The organism is Insolitispirillum peregrinum (assembly GCF_900156605.1).
GTDB lineage: Bacteria > Pseudomonadota > Alphaproteobacteria > Rhodospirillales > Rhodospirillaceae > Insolitispirillum > Insolitispirillum peregrinum.
Genome location: NZ_FTOA01000004.1, coordinates 101,264 through 117,630, shown reverse-complemented (window position 1 = coordinate 117,630; position 16,367 = coordinate 101,264). Strand labels below are relative to the sequence as shown.

Genomic DNA, 16,367 nt, shown 5'->3' with positions numbered 1-16,367 from the left:
GTTAGTGCCTGACATCAATGCATTTCTCCGTTTATTATATATTGGCGACGCAGTCACATGAGATTGCCTCCCGCACGAAAAAGCCCTCAAGGCAATGCTGACGCGGTTTCCTGCTTTCAATGCCCGGCAAAGACCTATGTAACCCCGTCAGGAGAAACCTCTGTCGGGCGCACCGTCTATCAGCATTGCCTTATTGTCGGGCTGGTGGCGCGTGAGCTGATGACTCGCCGCCGGGTGATTGCCGTGCCGGGGGCAGAAACGCAAGCCGCCGAGCATGACATTGGCAAAGTCAGCCCTTTCTTTTACGAAAAAATACGTCAGGCCTGTACCGTTCCAAATGATCTGGTGGCGTTGCCGGGAATTAATCCGGCTTTGGAACAGGGGTGGGGAGGCCATGCGACGGTTGGCATGGTCGCAGCGCGTGGAATGGGAATGGCAGGATATGGCCCTGCCATTATCGGACAGCACCACGGCTTTTATCCCAATGCGCAAAATTATACGGCATCGGCCGAGATTTTTGGCGGGCCTGCATGGCAAGAGCAACGTGTCCAACTGGTTCAGGCCTTACGCACGGCCCTGAGCGTGGATGAGCCAGTGGTCACGGATATGTGGCAGGCACGGTTATTGACCGGATTCACGACAGTTGCGGACTGGATCGGATCGGGAGACCTGTTTGAAGACCCGGCATCCGATTGGGAAGGTGTCATTTCACAGGCGGTTGACGAAGCTGGTTTTCACCCCCTGTCCGTGCGGATGGGGCTGAAATTTGAAGACCTGTTCGGCTTTTCGCCCAACCCGGTCCAGCAGGCTTTTTCTGCCTGTGTTGCCTCGCCCGGAGTGTATGTTCTCGAAGCTCCGATGGGCCTCGGCAAGACCGAAGCCGCCCTGTACGCGGCCTATCAAATGCTCCAGAGTGGTCAGGCTGAAGGCGTTTATTTTGCCCTGCCAACACAACTGACATCCAACAAGATTTACGAGCGCTTCCGGGATTTTTTGACGGCAATTCTGCCGGATGGGCAGCCGCGACGGGCTTTGCTGCTGCATGGGCAAGCCTGGTTGACCGATACCCGAATGGGGGAAGAGGCCCAGCCGGGAGGAAGCTGGTTTGACCATCGCAAACGGGGGTTGCTGGCCCCGTTTGCCGTGGGAACGCTCGATCAAGCCTTGATGGCGGTAATGAATGTCAACCATGGTGCGGTCAGGGCCTTTGGTCTGGCCGGAAAAGTCGTCATTCTGGACGAAGTCCACAGCTATGACGCCTATACCGGTGTGCTGCTGGATACGCTGGTAACCGCCTTGCGCCAATGGGGGGCGACGGTGATCGTGTTGAGCGCCACCCTGACGCAAGACCGGCGGGCAGACATTCTGGGAACGGCTGTGGCTCAGGCGGCATATCCGTTGATTACGGCCTGCCCGAATGATGGCCCTGTCCGTGAAATTCCCTTGCCGACACCACCAGCCTCGCGGGTGACGGTTGTTTCCTGCACGGATGATGCTGTTGCACTTGAGGAGGCCTTGAACCGTGCTGCGGAGGGGCAGCAGGTCTTGTGGGTCGAAAACACCGTCGCCGAGGCACAGCAACGATTTAAAAGCCTGGCAGCCCGCGCCAGAAGTCAGGGCATTGACTGTGGTCTGCTGCATTCCCGTTATCTTCAGTCGGATCGACAGGCATCCGAAGCGGAATGGGTGAAAATCTTTGGCAAGGATGGTCGATCACAACGATCCCGCTGTGGACGCATTCTGATTGGCACCCAGGTGGTTGAGCAGTCGCTGGATATCGACGCCGATTTTCTGGTGAGCCGCTTTGCGCCGACCGACATGCTGCTCCAGCGATTGGGGCGGCTCTGGCGTCACCGCGATACCCCGCGCCCGGTTGGGACTGACTGTACCGTTTTGCTGCTGGTGCCGGACCTGCCCCGTGCCATCGAAACCCCTGCGGCAGCATTTGGTCCGACTGCGGCGGTTTACAGCCCATATGTGTTATGTCGGTCATTGGAGGTGTGGCATGACCTGCGGGACGTCTGCTTGCCGGATGACATCCGTTCTCTGGTTGATCGCACCTATGCCACCCGGACAGAGCAAGGGCCAATGGCTCGCTGGTTTGACGAGCTGGAACATGGAACCCGCACCAGAAAAGGACGGCGGGCATTGCGCCAGATGGCCCGCCTGACGCTGGTCGATGACGAGCCTGTCCAGTCGGATACAACCGCGCGAACCCGCTTTTCTGATATTGAAACGTGTGATGTCCTGCTGGTGCAAAGCCTGCGGGCAGTCGGGGCTGTCTCCGTGTGCCTGTTGCCAGATGGTTCCCGGGTCGAAATTCCTCACCGCTTGCGGGATATGGATCGCCAGGGGTGGCGCCAGTTGGCTGCGCGCCTGATGCTGTCTGTCGTTCGCGTGCCACACCATCATGCCCCCACGGCAATGCCCGTCCGGGCCTTGGCGTCTCATGGATTGGGACAGTGTTTTTATCTCGGGATGCCGGACGCCCCCGAGGCGTTGGTGCGTGTGGCGGTGATTGGCGACGATGGGGTTCTGTCCGCACTGGGTGGCGGACCGGCTCATCCGGACCTGAGGCTGCGGTATGACAGCGATTTTGGCTATCGCGTTGAAGAGCGGGAATAAGGATACGTCGTGACAAACCATTTCAATTTGATCGATGAACCGTGGATCCCGGTGGCTGGTGCCGGGCGGGTCAGCCTGCTGGCCTTGTTTTCCGATCCGGGGTTGGGGACAATCGGGGGAACTCCGATTGAGAAAATAGCCCTGTTCAAGCTGCTGATGGCGATTGCTCAGGCGGCCCAGACCCCCGCCGACGAAGCCGCCTGGCAGGGTCTGACGGCGGCAGGGCTGGCCGCGCAGTGCCGGGAGTATCTGGCGGCTCACCACGATGCCTTCTTTCTGTGCGGAGACCGGCCATTTTTGCAGATGCCGACCATCAAGGGGGCCGCGCTGCAACCATATGGTGCCATTCTTCCTGACGTTTCGACCGGGAACACCACCGTTCTGCTAGCAACACAGATCGAACGCCCACTGTCCGATGCGGAACGAGCGGTCTTGCTGATTACCCAGATGGGGTTCGCTCTGGGGGGAAAAAAGACCGACAACAGTGTGGTTCTGTCTGCGGGGTATCGGCGCAAGCAGAATGACAAGGGAAAACCTTCGACAGGAAAAGCAGGGCCAAGCGTTGAATTTCTGGGGGCTCTTCACTCGTTTATCGAGGGCCCGAGCCTTCAGGATACGGTGCTGCTGAACCTGATGACACATGATGGGATTGCGCGCAGTCAGATGTTCCCGAGGGGCGTGGGTGTCGCTCCGTGGGAAGCCATGCCAACCGGTGAAGATTGTGATGTGGCCCGTGGATTGGTGCAGTCCCTGATGGGGCGGCTGGTTCCGCTGTGCCGGTTTTGTCTGTTGACCGAAAATGGGCTGCATTACTCCGAAGGTGTTCTGCATCCGGGCTACAAGGATGGTGTGACTGATCCGACCACCACCGCGCTGTTGACAGGAAAAAAGCCTGCCATTCTGTGGGTTGATCCACAAAAAAGACCATGGCGCAGCGTGACGGCGTTGCTGGGGTTCATGAACGCCGGGGACGCCATGTTCTGCCGTCAGGTGCAGACCGGCATGGGGCGTGCCGTGCAAGCGGGGATACCAATCCGTTTGTGGTCTGGTGGATTGCGGGTCAGCAGCAATGCAGGCGAGCAGTATGTATCTGGCGCGGACGATTTTGTTGAAAGCGATGTAACCCTGCCGCCCAACGTAAATGATGACGTCGGATTCCAGGAACTGAAAGCCGAAATGGAAGCCCTGGATGCGGTCAGCCGGATTGTTTATTCGTCCGTATCCAGATATTGCACTGAATTGAAGGTTGATGGAAAAAGCCGGGCTGCCAAGGCTTCCGAGCTGTATTGGCAGTTGTGTGAAAGGCATTTTCAGGACTTGCTGTACGCCTGTTATGCGGGCGAAGAAAAAGCACAGGCTCTTTCCTCTCTCCACAGGGTCTTTACCGAATGCGCGCTGCAGTCTTTTGATGGCTTTTGCCCTCAGGACACAGCCCGACAGCTTGATGCATGGGCCAAGGCCCGTCCCAAAGCCCCCCTGTTCAATCGTGAAAAGGCTCGTAAAGGCCGGTGATGGCAAGGGTTGCCGCTACAATGTTGTTTTCTGAAGCTAAAGGGATAACGGGTATGGAACTCCCCCAGCAGCACACCAGTACCGGTGATCAGCCGGTGAAAGACCGCGACAGCAGTTTTGTGCAGGCGGTGTTTGATCTGCGTGCGACAAACAAGGGACTGGCCGCCCGGCTGCGGCGGGCAGACAACCCCGGAACGGAATACCAGTGCTGGGATTTTCTGGTCCGCTTTGGGTGTAATCTGGAACAGGACCGGGACCGTGCTCCTCTGGCCCTGATTGCGGCTGCCATCTGCAAAAGCGATCAGGCTGGAAACGGCAATGCCGGACTGGGGACGGCTTTGCTGTCCTGTTACGACAACGAGCCAGAGGGGGCAGGCAAAGCGCGCCTGCTGCGTTTGCTGTCCTGTGATTCCCTGATCGAGGTCTGCCGCGTTCTGCGCCCTGTTCTGGCCCTGATTGCCAGCAAGGGAGTGGCCCGGCTGGATTTTGCCACCCTGCTGCGGCAATTGCGGTGGTTCGAGGCAGATCGCCAGCGTATCCAGGCCCGCTGGGCGCAGGAATACTACCGGACTGTTCCGTCGGAGGCTGCAGTATGAGCATGATTGCTGCCGTTCTGCGGCTGGACCGCGCCGCTGTTCAGGCGCTGCGGATTACCGATCCCTATTCCTTGCACCGGGTGATTTACAGCCTGTTTCCGGATGTCCGTGATGATGCCGCCAAACAAGGCAGCACCCCCAGCGGTATTCTGTTTGCCGACAAGGGAGGGGACGCGCGGGGACGCAAGATCCTGATCCTGTCTGACCGTTCACCTCAGCCCGAAAAACTGGGCGAATGGGGCGAGCTGGACAGCAAGCCCGTTCCGGCAGGGTTTCTCAATCACTCCCGCTATCGTTTCGAGGTGGTGATCAACCCCACCCGCCGGGACAGTGCCAGTCGCAAACTGGTTCCAGTGCGCCAGCGCCACGACATTGCCGAGTGGTTTTGTCAGGCCGCTGCCCGGTCATGGGGATTTGCGGCGGACGCGGATGGCCTGACGGTCAGCACCGCCGATGTCTTGCAATTTCGAGGTAAGGGGCAGCAGCCAGTCACAATTGCCCGGGCGACCGTGCAGGGCACCTTGACGGTGACCGACGCTGATCTGTTCCAGCAAAGTTTCCAACGCGGAATTGGTCGGGGCCGAGCCTTTGGCTGCGGTCTTCTGCAACTGGTTCCGCTCGCCAACGATCTGTTTTCGTAATCAGGGGAAGCCTTATGGTGTCCAATCCGTATCAGAAAATCCGTATCGAGTACCATATTCTGCAATCATTCCCGGTGACCTGCCTGAACCGCGATGATGTCGGGGCACCCAAGACGGCGGTGGTCGGCGGCGTTACCCGCGCCCGGGTCAGCTCGCAATGCTGGAAACGGCAGGTCCGTCTGGCGCTGCAGGATTTTGGCGTCAAACTGGCCAGCCGCACCAAGCACGTTGCGCCGCTGTTCCGCACCGCCTGCGAACAGGCCGGAGCCTCTGCCGAGCAGGCCGAGGCTTGTGGTACGAAAATCGCTGACCTGCTCAGTGATGATACCCTGCTGTTCATCAGTGACAGCGAGGCCGCCAGTCTGGCAGCCTATGCTGCCGAGGTTGGCTTCGAGGCTGACAAGCTGAAGGATAAAGAGCTGGCCAAGCGGGCGAAAAAGGCGCTCACTCCCGCGACCGACGCACTTGATATCGCGCTGTTTGGCCGCATGGTGGCCAAAGCTGCCGATATGAACATCGAAGCGGCGGCCTGCTTCTCTCACGCCTTGTCGACCCACAAGGTCAGCAACGAAATCGACTTCTTCACCGCGCTGGATGATCAGGCCGAAGAGCCGGGCGCAGCGCACATGGGGACGCTGGAATTCAATTCGGCAACCTACTACCGCTATATCAGCCTTGATCTGGGGCAACTGGCGGCCAGCATGGAGCCGGATGATATCCGCACGGCCATTGCCGCCTTTACATACGCCCTGTATCAAGCCGTTCCGGCGGCTCGCCAGACCACCCAGTCCGGGGCAAGCCCGTGGGACTTTGCCCGTGTTCTGGTCCGGCGGGGGCAGCGTTTGCAGGTGCCGTTCGATGCGCCGGTGAAAGCCAAAGGCGACGGCTATGCCGCGCCCAGCATCGAAGCCCTGACAACCTATCTGGATAAAAAAGAACGCCTGTCCGGCTCGTTGTTTGGCAAGCTCGGCTGCTATGACTGGGGGCTGGATGAGACTTTCAGCATTGATGATCTGGTACAAGCCCTGCAAAACCACGTGCAGTGAAAGGTGACGTAATGGGGGATCCCTACCTTTTGCTATGGCTAGAGGCTCCGTTGCAGTCCTGGGGGCATGACTCCCGTTTCGGACGCCGGGACAGTCTCGACTTCCCGACCAAGTCTGGCGTGCTGGGTCTGCTGGCCTGCGCGCTGGGGGCTGGGGGGGCTCAAACCGAATGGTTGGCCCGCTGGGCAGACAAGGATTTACAGGTGCTGGCCTATACCCCCCGGGATTCCCGGGGGGCCGCGCGTCCCCGCTTGCCGCTGTTGTGTGATTTCCACATGGTCGGCAGCGGGTACGACGATCAAAACCCATGGCAGAACCTGCTGATTCCCAAGAAGAGTGATGGTGGTAAGGCTGTTGGTGGCGGGACCAAAATCACTTACCGCTATTATGTTCAGGACATGGCCTTTGCCGTGCTGCTGCAAGGAACGGCGGCGGATATCGCCGATGCCGCACAGGCCTTGCAGGATCCGGTGTGGGACTTGTATCTGGGGCGGAAAAACTGTCCTCCGACCGAATTCATCTATCAGGGTGTTTTTCCCGATGCCAAGGCTGCCCGCGATGCTGCCGAGGCGTTGGCCACCGACAGGCAACGGGCCTGCTCGTTCCGGGTCGAACAGGGTGAGCAGGAAGGGGATACGGTGATCCGCCTGAACGATGTGCCGCTGCAGTTCGGGCAACAAAAGCGGTACCGTGATCGTCTGGTGACCATTTTTGATCCGCGAGGAGAGGTCTGATGGCTGACGGGCAGCGTTTATTGCTCAAAATCACCCGGGAAACGCTGCCTCAGGTCAAGGACCGCTACCCCTTTCTGTATCTGGAGCGTGGCCGTCTGGAGGTGGATGACAGCAGCGTCAAATGGATTGATGCCACGGGACAGGTTTTGCCCCTGCCCGTGGCAACGCTGAATTGTCTGATGCTGGGGCCGGGAACATCGGTAACGCATGAAGCGGTCAAAACCACCGTGGCGGCGAACTGTTCCTTGAGCTGGGTTGGCGAAGACTGCCTGTTGTTTTATGCTGCAGGTCATTTGCCAACCGCAGACAGCCGGAATCTGAAACAACAGATAGCCCTTGCCAGCAATCCGGCAGATTCACTGGAGGTAGCGCGGGCCATGTACGCCACCCGGTTTCCCGATGCTGACCTTCAGGGGAAAACCCTGAAAGAGATGATGGGGATGGAGGGCTATCGAGTCAAACAACTGTACCAGGCCAAGGCCGAGGAATATAAGGTCGGGTGGGCAGGACGTAATTTCACACCCGGAAATTTCCAGCTGAGCGACGTCACCAACCAGATCCTGACCGCGACCAACGCGGCCCTGTATGGCATCCTGTGCGCTGTCGTTCACAGTATGGGGTACTCTCCCCATATCGGCTTTATCCACTCGGGCAGTCCGTTACCTTTCATTTATGACATGGCGGATTTGTATAAGGAGCATTTGTGCATAGATTTGGCATTCCAGCAAACCAGTGATCTGGCCGGACGGTATGACCGTGCCAAAGTATCTGCGGCGTTCCGCGAACGTGCTGTGGAAATGGACCTGCTGGCTGTTGTTTCCCGTGACATCACAACCTTGCTGTGGCTGGACAATGCTCGTCGTCGTCGCAAATAACCTGCCGCCAGCCGTGCGGGGGCGTATGAAGCTGTGGTTCATTGAACCTCGGGCCAATGTGTTTGTGTCGGGTGTCAAAGATGCCGTGGCACTGGAAATTCTGGACGATTTGTTCCGACATTGTCCACCAGAAGCAGGACTTCTGTGTTTCCGCTCCTTGCCGAAACCTCCGGGTTACGAAATTCGGACTTGGGGGGCGACCAGCAAGGATGTAACCCGACTGTCAGGGTTGCAGTTGGTCGTTGAAACAATATCTATCGACATTCTGCGGTGATGTGAGAAAAGCTGTCTCAGTTTTGCGATACTTTCGCCGTTTTATCCCCAGAAATGCAAAACCCTTGAATACCGGAAAACACAAAATATAGATTGACGTTCGTTGTTCTGACACATTTTATAGGTGTCTTCCCCACGCCCGTGGGGGTGTTTCCTCGATCCAGACCGAGCTAAAGGGTGCTGTCTCGTCTTCCCCACGCCCGTGGGGGTGTTTCTGTCTGCACCGCCGCCTTGGTGGTGGCAGGGGTGTCTTCCCCACGCCCGTGGGGGTGTTTCCAGGAATTGACGCCTCCAGCTCTGATACGGCACGTCTTCCCCACGCCCGTGGGGGTGTTTCCCGGTGTTGCGCAAGTGCGGTTCGATGGGGCCGGTCTTCCCCACGCCCGTGGGGGTGTTTCCCTCGTTCCGGTCGGCACCGATCTTTACACCGAGTCTTCCCCACGCCCGTGGGGGTGTTTCCCGTCGAGAGCAAAGCCGCGCTTGGTTTGTGCGGTCTTCCCCACGCCCGTGGGGGTGTTTCCGTGCCGTCTCTCGGTCGGCGGGTGGTGATCCAGTCTTCCCCACGCCCGTGGGGGTGTTTCCATTTTTCAGGCATCTTTCCCCAAGATGGCAGAGTCTTCCCCACGCCCGTGGGGGTGTTTCCAAGCGTGGGAGGAGGACGTGATGGACATCGAAGTCTTCCCCACGCCCGTGGGGGTGTTTCTAGTCAAAGCCCAGACGATAAAGTTGATGGGCGGTCTTCCCCACGCCCGTGGGGGTGTTTCCGGTACGGGCAGTGATGGAGCGGTCAGATTACAGTCTTCCCCACGCCCGTGGGGGTGTTTCCGGCTTGGCGGGAGCAAAGCGCCCTGGAGAGGGGTCTTCCCCACGCCCGTGGGGGTGTTTCCCGCCCGCTTGATGCCCTCGCCCCACTGATCAAGTCTTCCCCACGCCCGTGGGGGTGTTTCTCGCCGCAATGATCTTTTCCATCTTCTTGTCTTGTCTTCCCCACGCCCGTGGGGGTGTTTCTAGCCCGAGAGGTAGGAGGGGGCCTCCGCGACAGTCTTCCCCACGCCCGTGGGGGTGTTTCTGTTGCGTTGGATCAGCGCAATCAGTTCCTCTTGTCTTCCCCACGCCCGTGGGGGTGTTTCTATCCTCGACATCGGCCCCGCCCCGATCATCACGTCTTCCCCACGCCCGTGGGGGGTGTTTTTCCTGTAAGCCAGTCACGGCATCCTCGACCTTGGCCTTCCTCTCGCCCGTGCAGGCGTGTCTTTTTCTGCTCAGTTTTTTCATAACCCCACCCCCATCCCCTGCTCAGACCCACGCCCCTTTTGCTGCCCGGCTACCTTGCCAGCCCGGCCAGCGATAACCGCCTTCACCCCATCCATTGCCCCGCTCAAGGCTTTGGCCTTTGGCTCGGCGAGCTGGATGTCGGCTTTGGCCGGGACGTGGTGCAGGGTCTGTTTCAGGTCGCGCAGTGTGTACTTGCTGCCGCTGGTCAGAATCACGGCAGTGCTGGCGCGGTCCTCGGGCCTGAGCGTTTTCCAGTGCTCGGCGGCGGTGTGCAGGTCGTAGGCCACCACCACCGTCTTTGCCGTCCGGACGTCACCCAAAACCGCCAACATCGGCCTCTGGCCCTGCACGCGAAAATGGCCGATGCCGGTCATCAGGTTGAAGCCCTTCACCTCTCCCTTGCCGTCCCGCGTTGGCACGATGACGGCGGCGGCGCGGTCGCCGGTGGTGGACAGGTTGGCCAGCCGGATGTGCTCGGCTGCGGGCATGGTGCGCAGCTCGCCAAGGGACAGCGGGCCGATGCGGATGCTGTCCTTGTCGGTCGGGACGGCAGACAGCGGCGTTCCCTGCTCCCAGCCCTGCCGCAGGTCGGTGGCGTCGAGGCGGCGGCGGTCGGCGGCGTGCAGGGTGGCGCGGGGGCTGAGGGCCTGCGCGCTGGCCTCGGCATACAGGCGGCTGGTTTCGGCTTTCACGCTGGCATCGGCGATATCCTTGCCCATCACCGTCGCCACCAGTCGGCGGATGGAGCCGGTTTTTTGGTCCACCATGTCCAGCCAGCGCAGGCCGGTGCCGTTGGCGTCGGTCAGGATGGCGATGTGCGAGGTGGCGGCGCGGTAAATCCGTGCGCCAACGGTGGCGGTGCGCAGGGTCCAGCCGTGGCGCTCGCCAACGCTTTCCATCACCTTGCACGGGTCTACCAGATGCTCCGGCTTGACGGTTCTGGCGCGGTCGCGGCGGCTGGTGATCTGCCGCAACACCTCGCGGGCCTCGTCGCGGTCCTGACGGCGGAGCCAGTCTTCAAAGCTGGCCGGGAACGGGTTGGCCTGCTGCAAGGCCTCGCCGTCGCGGCGGGAGGCTTTGCGGATGGCCGCCCGCTGCGCCTTGGCCGTGCGGTCGGCCCGTGCCTCGGCCTGTCGGCGTTGTGCCGGCGTTTTCTGCCGGCTGGCCTGCTCGCGCTCGCCGGCCAGAGTGGCGTCAACCTCGGCCAATGCCTTGTCGCGGGCGGTGCGCAAGACAGCCATCTCCACCGCCAGTCTGGCCGAGTGGGCCTTTTTGTCGGCCTCGAACTCGGCGTGCAGGCTGGCCTTGCTGTGGGCGGGTTCCCAGTCCTGACGGGGGTCCGGTTGCTCCTTTGCACCGGAAGAGTTGGGAATATGGGGGCCTTTTTGCTTGGGGTTTGGTTTTACGGGTTTCGGTGGCTCTCGTTGGACCTGGGTCTGAAGAGGTTGCGGCTGGTGTGCTTCTTCAGCCAGCCCCAGCGAAGATGCTGCCGTTTTGGTCATTACCCGCGCCATCTGGCGGGCCATCTCGCGCCAGTCGGCGGCGGTTTCGCGGGCGGAGAAGATCACCGCCTCGTGCTTTTGCCGGGTCAGCGCCACATAGGCAGCCGCATCCTTGTTGGCGTTGGTGTGGTGGACATAGACCCGGTCGATGGTCGCGCCCTGGCTTTTGTAGGTGGTCCCGGCATAGCCAGCGGCAAAGCCGCCAAAGCGGGCCTTGCCGGTGAGCGGAATGGCAACGGTGGTGCCGTCCTTCAGGCGGGCATACATCCTGCCGCGTCCCCAGCCGGTCACCGTGCCCCGGCTGCCGTTGGCCACCCCCAGTGTCTTGTTGGTGGCGGTGAACAGAATGTCCGAGCCGATCCCCAGCGTCTGCTCGCCCCGGTCGGTAGCCAGCGGGCGGGCATCGGTTACCGCGCCGGTGCTGATCAGGTGGCGGGTGATCTCGTCGTTGAACCACGCCACATCGGCATTGGCGTAAGTGGCGATGAACTGGTCATGGTCGGGATGGGCGGCGCGGTCGCTCTTCCACCGCTCCAGCAGGGCTTCACGGGCCTCGGCATCGGTGCCGGTGATGTGCAGGCGGCCCGTCTCGGCATAAATCCTCATCCCTTGCTCGAATTCGCCACGGGAAAAGTGGGTGGCGGCCTTGTTCTGCCCGGCCTCTTTCTGGCGGGTGATGACGGTTAATTCACCAGCCGCGTACCGCTGCCCCAGATCGGCGAACAGGCCACCACGCTCGACGGCGGGCAACTGGCGGTCATCGCCGACCATCAGGATTTTCGCCCCGCGCTCGGCAGCAAGCTCCAGCAGGGTCTTCATCCGGTCGTTGGACACCATCCCGGCTTCGTCGAGAATCAAAACGGTGTTGGCGTCCCAGTCCAGCAGGCCCTTTTTGGCCGCATACAGGATGCTGTCCACCGTCTTGCCCTCGGTGAAGCCGTCGGCAATCATCGCCTGAGCCACAATATTGGTCGGAGCCAGCCCGATCACCCGGTGACCGCTGTCCCGGTGAGCCTCCATCCACGCGCTCATCATGTAGCTCTTGCCGGTCCCGGCGCGGCCTTGCACCACCCCGATACCGTTGGCCTGCAACCCGCGCCGGAAAGCGTCGAGCTGGTCCGGTCGCATGGTGCGCTTGGCAATCGCTGCCTCAATGGCGGCAGGGTCCAGCGGTTTGGCCGGTTGGTTGCGCAGCGCGGCGGCGGCGGTCTGGGCCTGCTCCTCTTCGGCCAGCACCTCGCGGCTCGTGAAGCGGGCCAGCGTGCGTTTCCCCGGCAGCCCTTCGGCCACCAGATGAACCGCCTGCCGGAACAGCTCGGTCTTGATCTGGTTCTGCTGGTCGGGAGGAACGTATTCCTTCAGGTAAGCATCAATGTCGCGCTCGGTGAACACTGCCTTGTCGCGGGTCAGCTCTTGCAGGATGGTGGCCACCTCCTGCGCCTGCGCACGGCTGTCCTCCTGATAGGGACCGAGGCGGCTGCTGGCTTCGGTTGCCGACAGGGTGAAGGAGGCTTTGGCGTGGGTGTCGCTGACCGTTTCGCTGATCACAAAGCCTTCGGTACGGCGCTCGGCAGGCTCAAGGCGCAGGCCGACCAGCCGCAGGGTGTCGTGGATCTCCTGCCAGCTTTTGGCCTGATCGAGCCTGTCCTTCAGGGCTTCGTTGTCGCGCAGGTAGCGTTCAAGGGAGACTTCGCCGGTGAAGCGCTCGACCTTTTTCGCGCCCTCGGACAGCGAGCGCAGGAGCTGGCGGTCCTTGACCTCAATGATGAACGCCTCTTCGTTGACGTACTCCACGACGTGCGGCCCACGGTCGTGGGTCCAGCCCTGAGCCAGCTCGATTTCGCGGCAGGTGCGGTCAAGGGTGTAGAAATCGCCGCGTGGGTGGTGGACGCGGAAGGTTTCGGGGTGAACGCGGTTGATCGCCACATGGACATGCATGTCCGGGGTATCGCCGTGGACGGCGGCAATATACTGGTGGCCCTCGAAGCCAAGGGCCTTGAGCTGGGCGCGGACGGCTTCCTCGGCCTGCTCCGGGGTGGGCTTCTCGAACTCCGGCCACGACAGGATCAAATGGTATAACGGGTCATTGGCCCGGCTGTTGACGTCGGCCACCGCCTGCATCTCTTCGGCAGCGGTTTCAAGCGTCGAGACACCGCCGAAGAAGGTGTGGACGGCTTTGTGGGCTTGCTCGATGTACTCTTGCAGGCCGACAAAGCCCCGGCCTCCGCCTTCCGGGGCCGGAACACGTTTGGCAATCATGGGGAATTCCGTTGGATGGTCGGGGGGAATGAAGGGGGTGCAATTTTTGCACCCCCTCTGCTGTTGAAAGGTGATGCCTTACAGCTCGCTTTCCAGCAGCGCCCGGACATGGGCGGCATAAGTCGGGTGGCGCTTGATCGCTGATGCCACGGTTTGATCATCAAGGCCTTGTTTGATCATGCGGATGGCAATGTCCCAATCCTTGCACTGCCGGTCAAAGTCGCGCAGTTCGTTTTGCAACTGGATGTGCTGGTGCTGAAGGTTCGCCAGTTCCTTCAGAAGTTTCTGCTCGCGCTCGCTGGGGCCCTGCTCCGGGCCAGCAGCATATTTCCCGGTCTTGCGGATGGTGGGCAGGACTTCGGATGTCACCCATTTCTTGAACCGCCGTGCCTCCGGCTTGCGACTGCGAAAGATGAGGCTGTAAAGACCGCTCTCGTTGATGATCGTGAGCTGCTGCACTTGGGGTGAAGCGATACCCTCCCTATTGGTTAGGGTATCCTTCTCATCCTCGTCCAGTCGCTCGGCCGCCTTGCTCGGATTGGAAAGTTCCAGTACGCGGCAGACATCGGCGAGGACAAACCATAGTTCCCCTTCCTGATCCAGAATGCGAACCGGGAAGCCTTCAAAATCAAACGGGGTCATGTCGCTCATCAATCTTCTCCTTGTGAGAAAGGTGCGCCAAGCCGCTCGGCCTGGCTGTTGAGGGTGGTGGTTGTCGCCTCCAGAGCGGCAAGGACATCACGCACGGAAGCCAGCTCGCTGCCCATCGGCACGCGGGCAATGGTCAGGTCCTGCCCCTTGCCCTGAAAAACACCGTCGCCAAACTCCATCCATGTTTTCAGCAGGTTGCCGAGGCGAGCGAGGTCGGCGCGGGTCTGTTTGACCTCGGCCAGAGCCTCGGCTGCTGCGCCAATCGCCACCACCGACGGCGGGCGCTTGCGGCGAAGAGCCGCCGTGCGCATCAGTCTGGGGAGTGTCATCCGGGCATTGGCCGATGCCGTGGGCGGGAGCCGCTCGTTCCACTGCTCGGCCTGTTCAGTCAGCGTCGCCCATTCTTCCGGGGACAACCGCACAGACACTTTGTGCGGTCGCGCCCGGCATCCAGAGCGGGGCTTGCCGTCTCCCTTTCGCGCCATGTTGCATCCCTTTTCCTGCCGTATCCAAAAAGCCCCCCGCAGGGGTAACGACAGGGGACGGACGCCAACGGGCCTACCCTGTCGTTATTTTGTTTGACGGCAGGAAGTATAAGGTAAGTAATTTCAGAAATCTCAGGCAAACTTAGGCAAACTCTGGCAAACATCAGCAGTATTAATTGATTTTTTAGACGGGAACTCAGGCAAACTCCGACAAACTTAGGCAAACTCAGACAAACTTAAGCAAACTTCGACAAACTCTGGCAAACTCTGGCACACGCAATAACTACTTGATCGTGGCACCAACTCCATGATCCCTTTAATGACACCATCATTGATATTGATCAGAGATAGACATGACATCCCCCACCATCCGCATTGCTGTGTATGCCCGCTACTCCTCCGACATTCAGTCTCCCACCAGCGTTGCCGACCAGATTGCAGCGTGCAGGGCGTTTATCGAGAGGATATTTCTTACGGAGGCTGTGGAAGTGACCGTGTTCGAGGATGCCGCCTTGTCCGGGGCAACCATGAACCAGCGGGCAGGCATCCAGAGCCTGATCCGTCACGTTCAGGCCGAGCAGATTGATGTGGTGGTGGCCGAGGGCATTGATCGCCTGTCGCGGTCGATTGCCGATATGGCGGCGCTGTTCGATTTGCTGGTACATTCTGGTACGCGCCTGATTACCATCCATGAGATGGAGGTGTCCGACCTGCATGTCGGAATGAAAGGCACGATGAACAAAATGTTTTTGAAAGACCTCAAGGCCCGCATTCGGCGAGGACAAGCCGCCCGCACAGAGCAGGGCCTGGTGATGGGGCCTGCGCCATTCGGCTATCGCGTGGTGAAAGTGGTCGGTGGTGAAGTGGTCAGCGGTGTTAAGGAGATTGACCCGGACGAGGCCGAAATCGTCCGGCACATTTATGAGCGCTTCACCTCTGGAAACACACTCGCCAGCATTGTCAGCGAGATGAATGAACGGAAAATCCCGCGCCGCCGCGCTACCAAATGGCTTGAATCGATGGTGCGGAAAATCCTGAGCGGCCCTATTTACAAGGGGGAGGTTATCTATCAACGCACCACCAAAAGCCGTGATCCCCTGACTGGCAAGCTGCATATCCAGCGGGTGCCCCGATCAGACTGGGTATCCAGCCAGAATGAACAGCTGCGCATCGTCAGCGATGAGCTGTGGCGTGATGCCCAGGTGCGGATGGTTGCGGGCAGAGAGAAGGCTGTCCGTCCTCTCAAGGAGATTGCCAGCCATCAGCGCGTGCTGACCGATTATGTCTTCTGCGGTGCCTGCGGGGCGGTCAAGCATGTCGCCCATGAGGGGCGCTATACCTGCTCCGGCAATCGCTATTATCGGAGCTGCAAGAACGCACGCGGCACCAAGGAGGACGCTGCCCGCGAAGCCCTGTTCGCGGCTTTGGAAAAGACCGTGAAGCGCCTGCCGCCCCTGCGTCCTTCGGTCCTGCAGATCTATGATGCCGATATTCGGCGGCGGCATGATCTCGACCGACGGCGAGCCGAAGTTGCCGACCGCATTGACCGCCTGATGCAAGCCATCGAAGACGGCGTTGATGTTGCTGCTGCGGTCGAGCGCATCAAGGCGCTTCAGTTGGAGCAAACGAAGCTCGCCAAGACGATCAATTTCGAGCAAATCCCGCACATTGGGACTGATCTGGAAATCCGTGATGGCCTGCTGCTCGGTCTCGACCGGCTCCGCTCTGAAATCGAGCGCGAGCCGGTGCGGGAGATGCTGTCGATCCTCAAGCCGCGCATCGTGATGACCCCGATCAGTGGCCAGTATCGGGGCGAGACGATCTCGATTGAGGTGTCAAAAGAGGTCGATCCATGGGCGCGGCTGTGGGTGCAGCTCCAGAAGGGATAACGGA

The 16,367-nt window shown here is 60.4% G+C and carries 12 protein-coding genes and 1 CRISPR repeat array; of the genes, 9 read left to right on the top strand and 3 right to left on the bottom strand.

Translation table 11 applies throughout. From position 1 onward, the window contains the following. Positions 1-219 precede the first annotated feature (219 nt). The 8 genes from cas3 to cas2e are packed head-to-tail and all read left to right on the top strand — an operon-like array spanning position 220 to position 8,303. Positions 220-2,625, top strand: coding sequence for a CRISPR-associated helicase Cas3' (gene cas3, locus BW995_RS11530; RefSeq protein ID WP_139332908.1), 2,406 nt, complete (start codon positions 220-222; stop codon positions 2,623-2,625). Between the two features lie 9 nt (positions 2,626-2,634). Continuing rightward, positions 2,635-4,137, top strand: a complete 1,503-nt coding sequence (casA, locus tag BW995_RS11525) for a type I-E CRISPR-associated protein Cse1/CasA (RefSeq protein ID WP_076400555.1) — start codon at positions 2,635-2,637, stop codon at positions 4,135-4,137. A gap of 53 nt (positions 4,138-4,190) precedes the next feature. Beyond that, the gene (casB, locus tag BW995_RS11520) at positions 4,191-4,733 is read left to right on the top strand and encodes a type I-E CRISPR-associated protein Cse2/CasB (RefSeq protein WP_076400554.1); all 543 of its coding nucleotides are present in this window, start codon (positions 4,191-4,193) and stop codon (positions 4,731-4,733) included. Further along, positions 4,730-5,374, top strand: a complete 645-nt coding sequence (gene cas6e / locus BW995_RS11515; RefSeq protein ID WP_217696074.1) for a type I-E CRISPR-associated protein Cas6/Cse3/CasE — start codon at positions 4,730-4,732, stop codon at positions 5,372-5,374. The genes casB and cas6e overlap by 4 nt, the downstream gene beginning before the upstream one ends. A 14-nt stretch (positions 5,375-5,388) precedes the next feature. After that, the gene (cas7e, locus tag BW995_RS11510; RefSeq protein WP_217696073.1) at positions 5,389-6,420 is read left to right on the top strand and encodes a type I-E CRISPR-associated protein Cas7/Cse4/CasC; all 1,032 of its coding nucleotides are present in this window, start codon (positions 5,389-5,391) and stop codon (positions 6,418-6,420) included. An 11-nt stretch (positions 6,421-6,431) separates the two neighbouring features. Continuing rightward, complete coding sequence (gene cas5e / locus BW995_RS11505; protein WP_076400553.1) at positions 6,432-7,154, top strand: type I-E CRISPR-associated protein Cas5/CasD; 723 nt, start codon at positions 6,432-6,434, stop codon at positions 7,152-7,154. After that, positions 7,154-8,029, top strand: coding sequence for a type I-E CRISPR-associated endonuclease Cas1e (gene cas1e, locus BW995_RS11500; RefSeq protein WP_076400552.1), 876 nt, complete (start codon positions 7,154-7,156; stop codon positions 8,027-8,029). Before cas5e ends, cas1e begins: the two co-directional genes overlap by 1 nt. Beyond that, positions 8,007-8,303, top strand: coding sequence for a type I-E CRISPR-associated endoribonuclease Cas2e (gene cas2e / locus BW995_RS21360; RefSeq protein ID WP_076400551.1), 297 nt, complete (start codon positions 8,007-8,009; stop codon positions 8,301-8,303). Before cas1e ends, cas2e begins: the two co-directional genes overlap by 23 nt. Before the next feature lie 125 nt (positions 8,304-8,428). After that, a CRISPR array of direct repeats spans positions 8,429-9,493; the repeat unit is 28 nt; unit sequence GTCTTCCCCACGCCCGTGGGGGTGTTTC. Between the two features lie 80 nt (positions 9,494-9,573). Here the strand turns inward: cas2e and BW995_RS11490 are convergent. The 3 genes from BW995_RS11490 to BW995_RS20495 form a co-directional block, all read right to left on the bottom strand. Next, entirely contained in the window at positions 9,574-13,338 is a 3,765-nt protein-coding gene (locus BW995_RS11490) for an AAA family ATPase (protein WP_076400550.1), read from the bottom strand. A gap of 78 nt (positions 13,339-13,416) precedes the next feature. Then, positions 13,417-13,989 carry a BRO-N domain-containing protein gene (locus BW995_RS11485; protein ID WP_076400549.1) on the bottom strand — a complete coding sequence of 191 codons (573 nt, stop codon included), beginning with the start codon at positions 13,987-13,989 and terminating at the stop codon, positions 13,417-13,419. Further along, positions 13,989-14,474 carry a hypothetical protein gene (locus BW995_RS20495; protein ID WP_139332873.1) on the bottom strand — a complete coding sequence of 162 codons (486 nt, stop codon included), beginning with the start codon at positions 14,472-14,474 and terminating at the stop codon, positions 13,989-13,991. Before BW995_RS20495 ends, BW995_RS11485 begins: the two co-directional genes overlap by 1 nt. Before the next feature lie 353 nt (positions 14,475-14,827). Here BW995_RS20495 and BW995_RS11475 point away from each other — a divergent pair, with 353 nt between their 5' ends. Beyond that, a complete protein-coding gene (locus tag BW995_RS11475; RefSeq protein ID WP_076400547.1) occupies positions 14,828-16,363 on the top strand; it encodes a recombinase family protein in 1,536 nt (511 codons plus the stop codon). The last annotated feature ends 4 nt before the right edge of the window (positions 16,364-16,367 follow it).

Coding starts and splice junctions, on each gene's coding strand:
- BW995_RS11490 (WP_076400550.1), bottom strand. CDS start 13,338: ATGATTGCCAAACGTGTTCCGGCCCCGGAAGGCGGAGGCCGGGGCTTT.
- BW995_RS11475 (WP_076400547.1), top strand. CDS start 14,828: ATGACATCCCCCACCATCCGCATTGCTGTGTATGCCCGCTACTCCTCC.
- cas1e (WP_076400552.1), top strand. CDS start 7,154: ATGGCTGACGGGCAGCGTTTATTGCTCAAAATCACCCGGGAAACGCTG.
- cas6e (WP_217696074.1), top strand. CDS start 4,730: ATGAGCATGATTGCTGCCGTTCTGCGGCTGGACCGCGCCGCTGTTCAG.
- cas3 (WP_139332908.1), top strand. CDS start 220: ATGACTCGCCGCCGGGTGATTGCCGTGCCGGGGGCAGAAACGCAAGCC.
- casB (WP_076400554.1), top strand. CDS start 4,191: ATGGAACTCCCCCAGCAGCACACCAGTACCGGTGATCAGCCGGTGAAA.
- cas7e (WP_217696073.1), top strand. CDS start 5,389: ATGGTGTCCAATCCGTATCAGAAAATCCGTATCGAGTACCATATTCTG.
- cas2e (WP_076400551.1), top strand. CDS start 8,007: ATGCTCGTCGTCGTCGCAAATAACCTGCCGCCAGCCGTGCGGGGGCGT.
- cas5e (WP_076400553.1), top strand. CDS start 6,432: ATGGGGGATCCCTACCTTTTGCTATGGCTAGAGGCTCCGTTGCAGTCC.
- BW995_RS11485 (WP_076400549.1), bottom strand. CDS start 13,989: ATGAGCGACATGACCCCGTTTGATTTTGAAGGCTTCCCGGTTCGCATT.
- BW995_RS20495 (WP_139332873.1), bottom strand. CDS start 14,474: ATGGCGCGAAAGGGAGACGGCAAGCCCCGCTCTGGATGCCGGGCGCGA.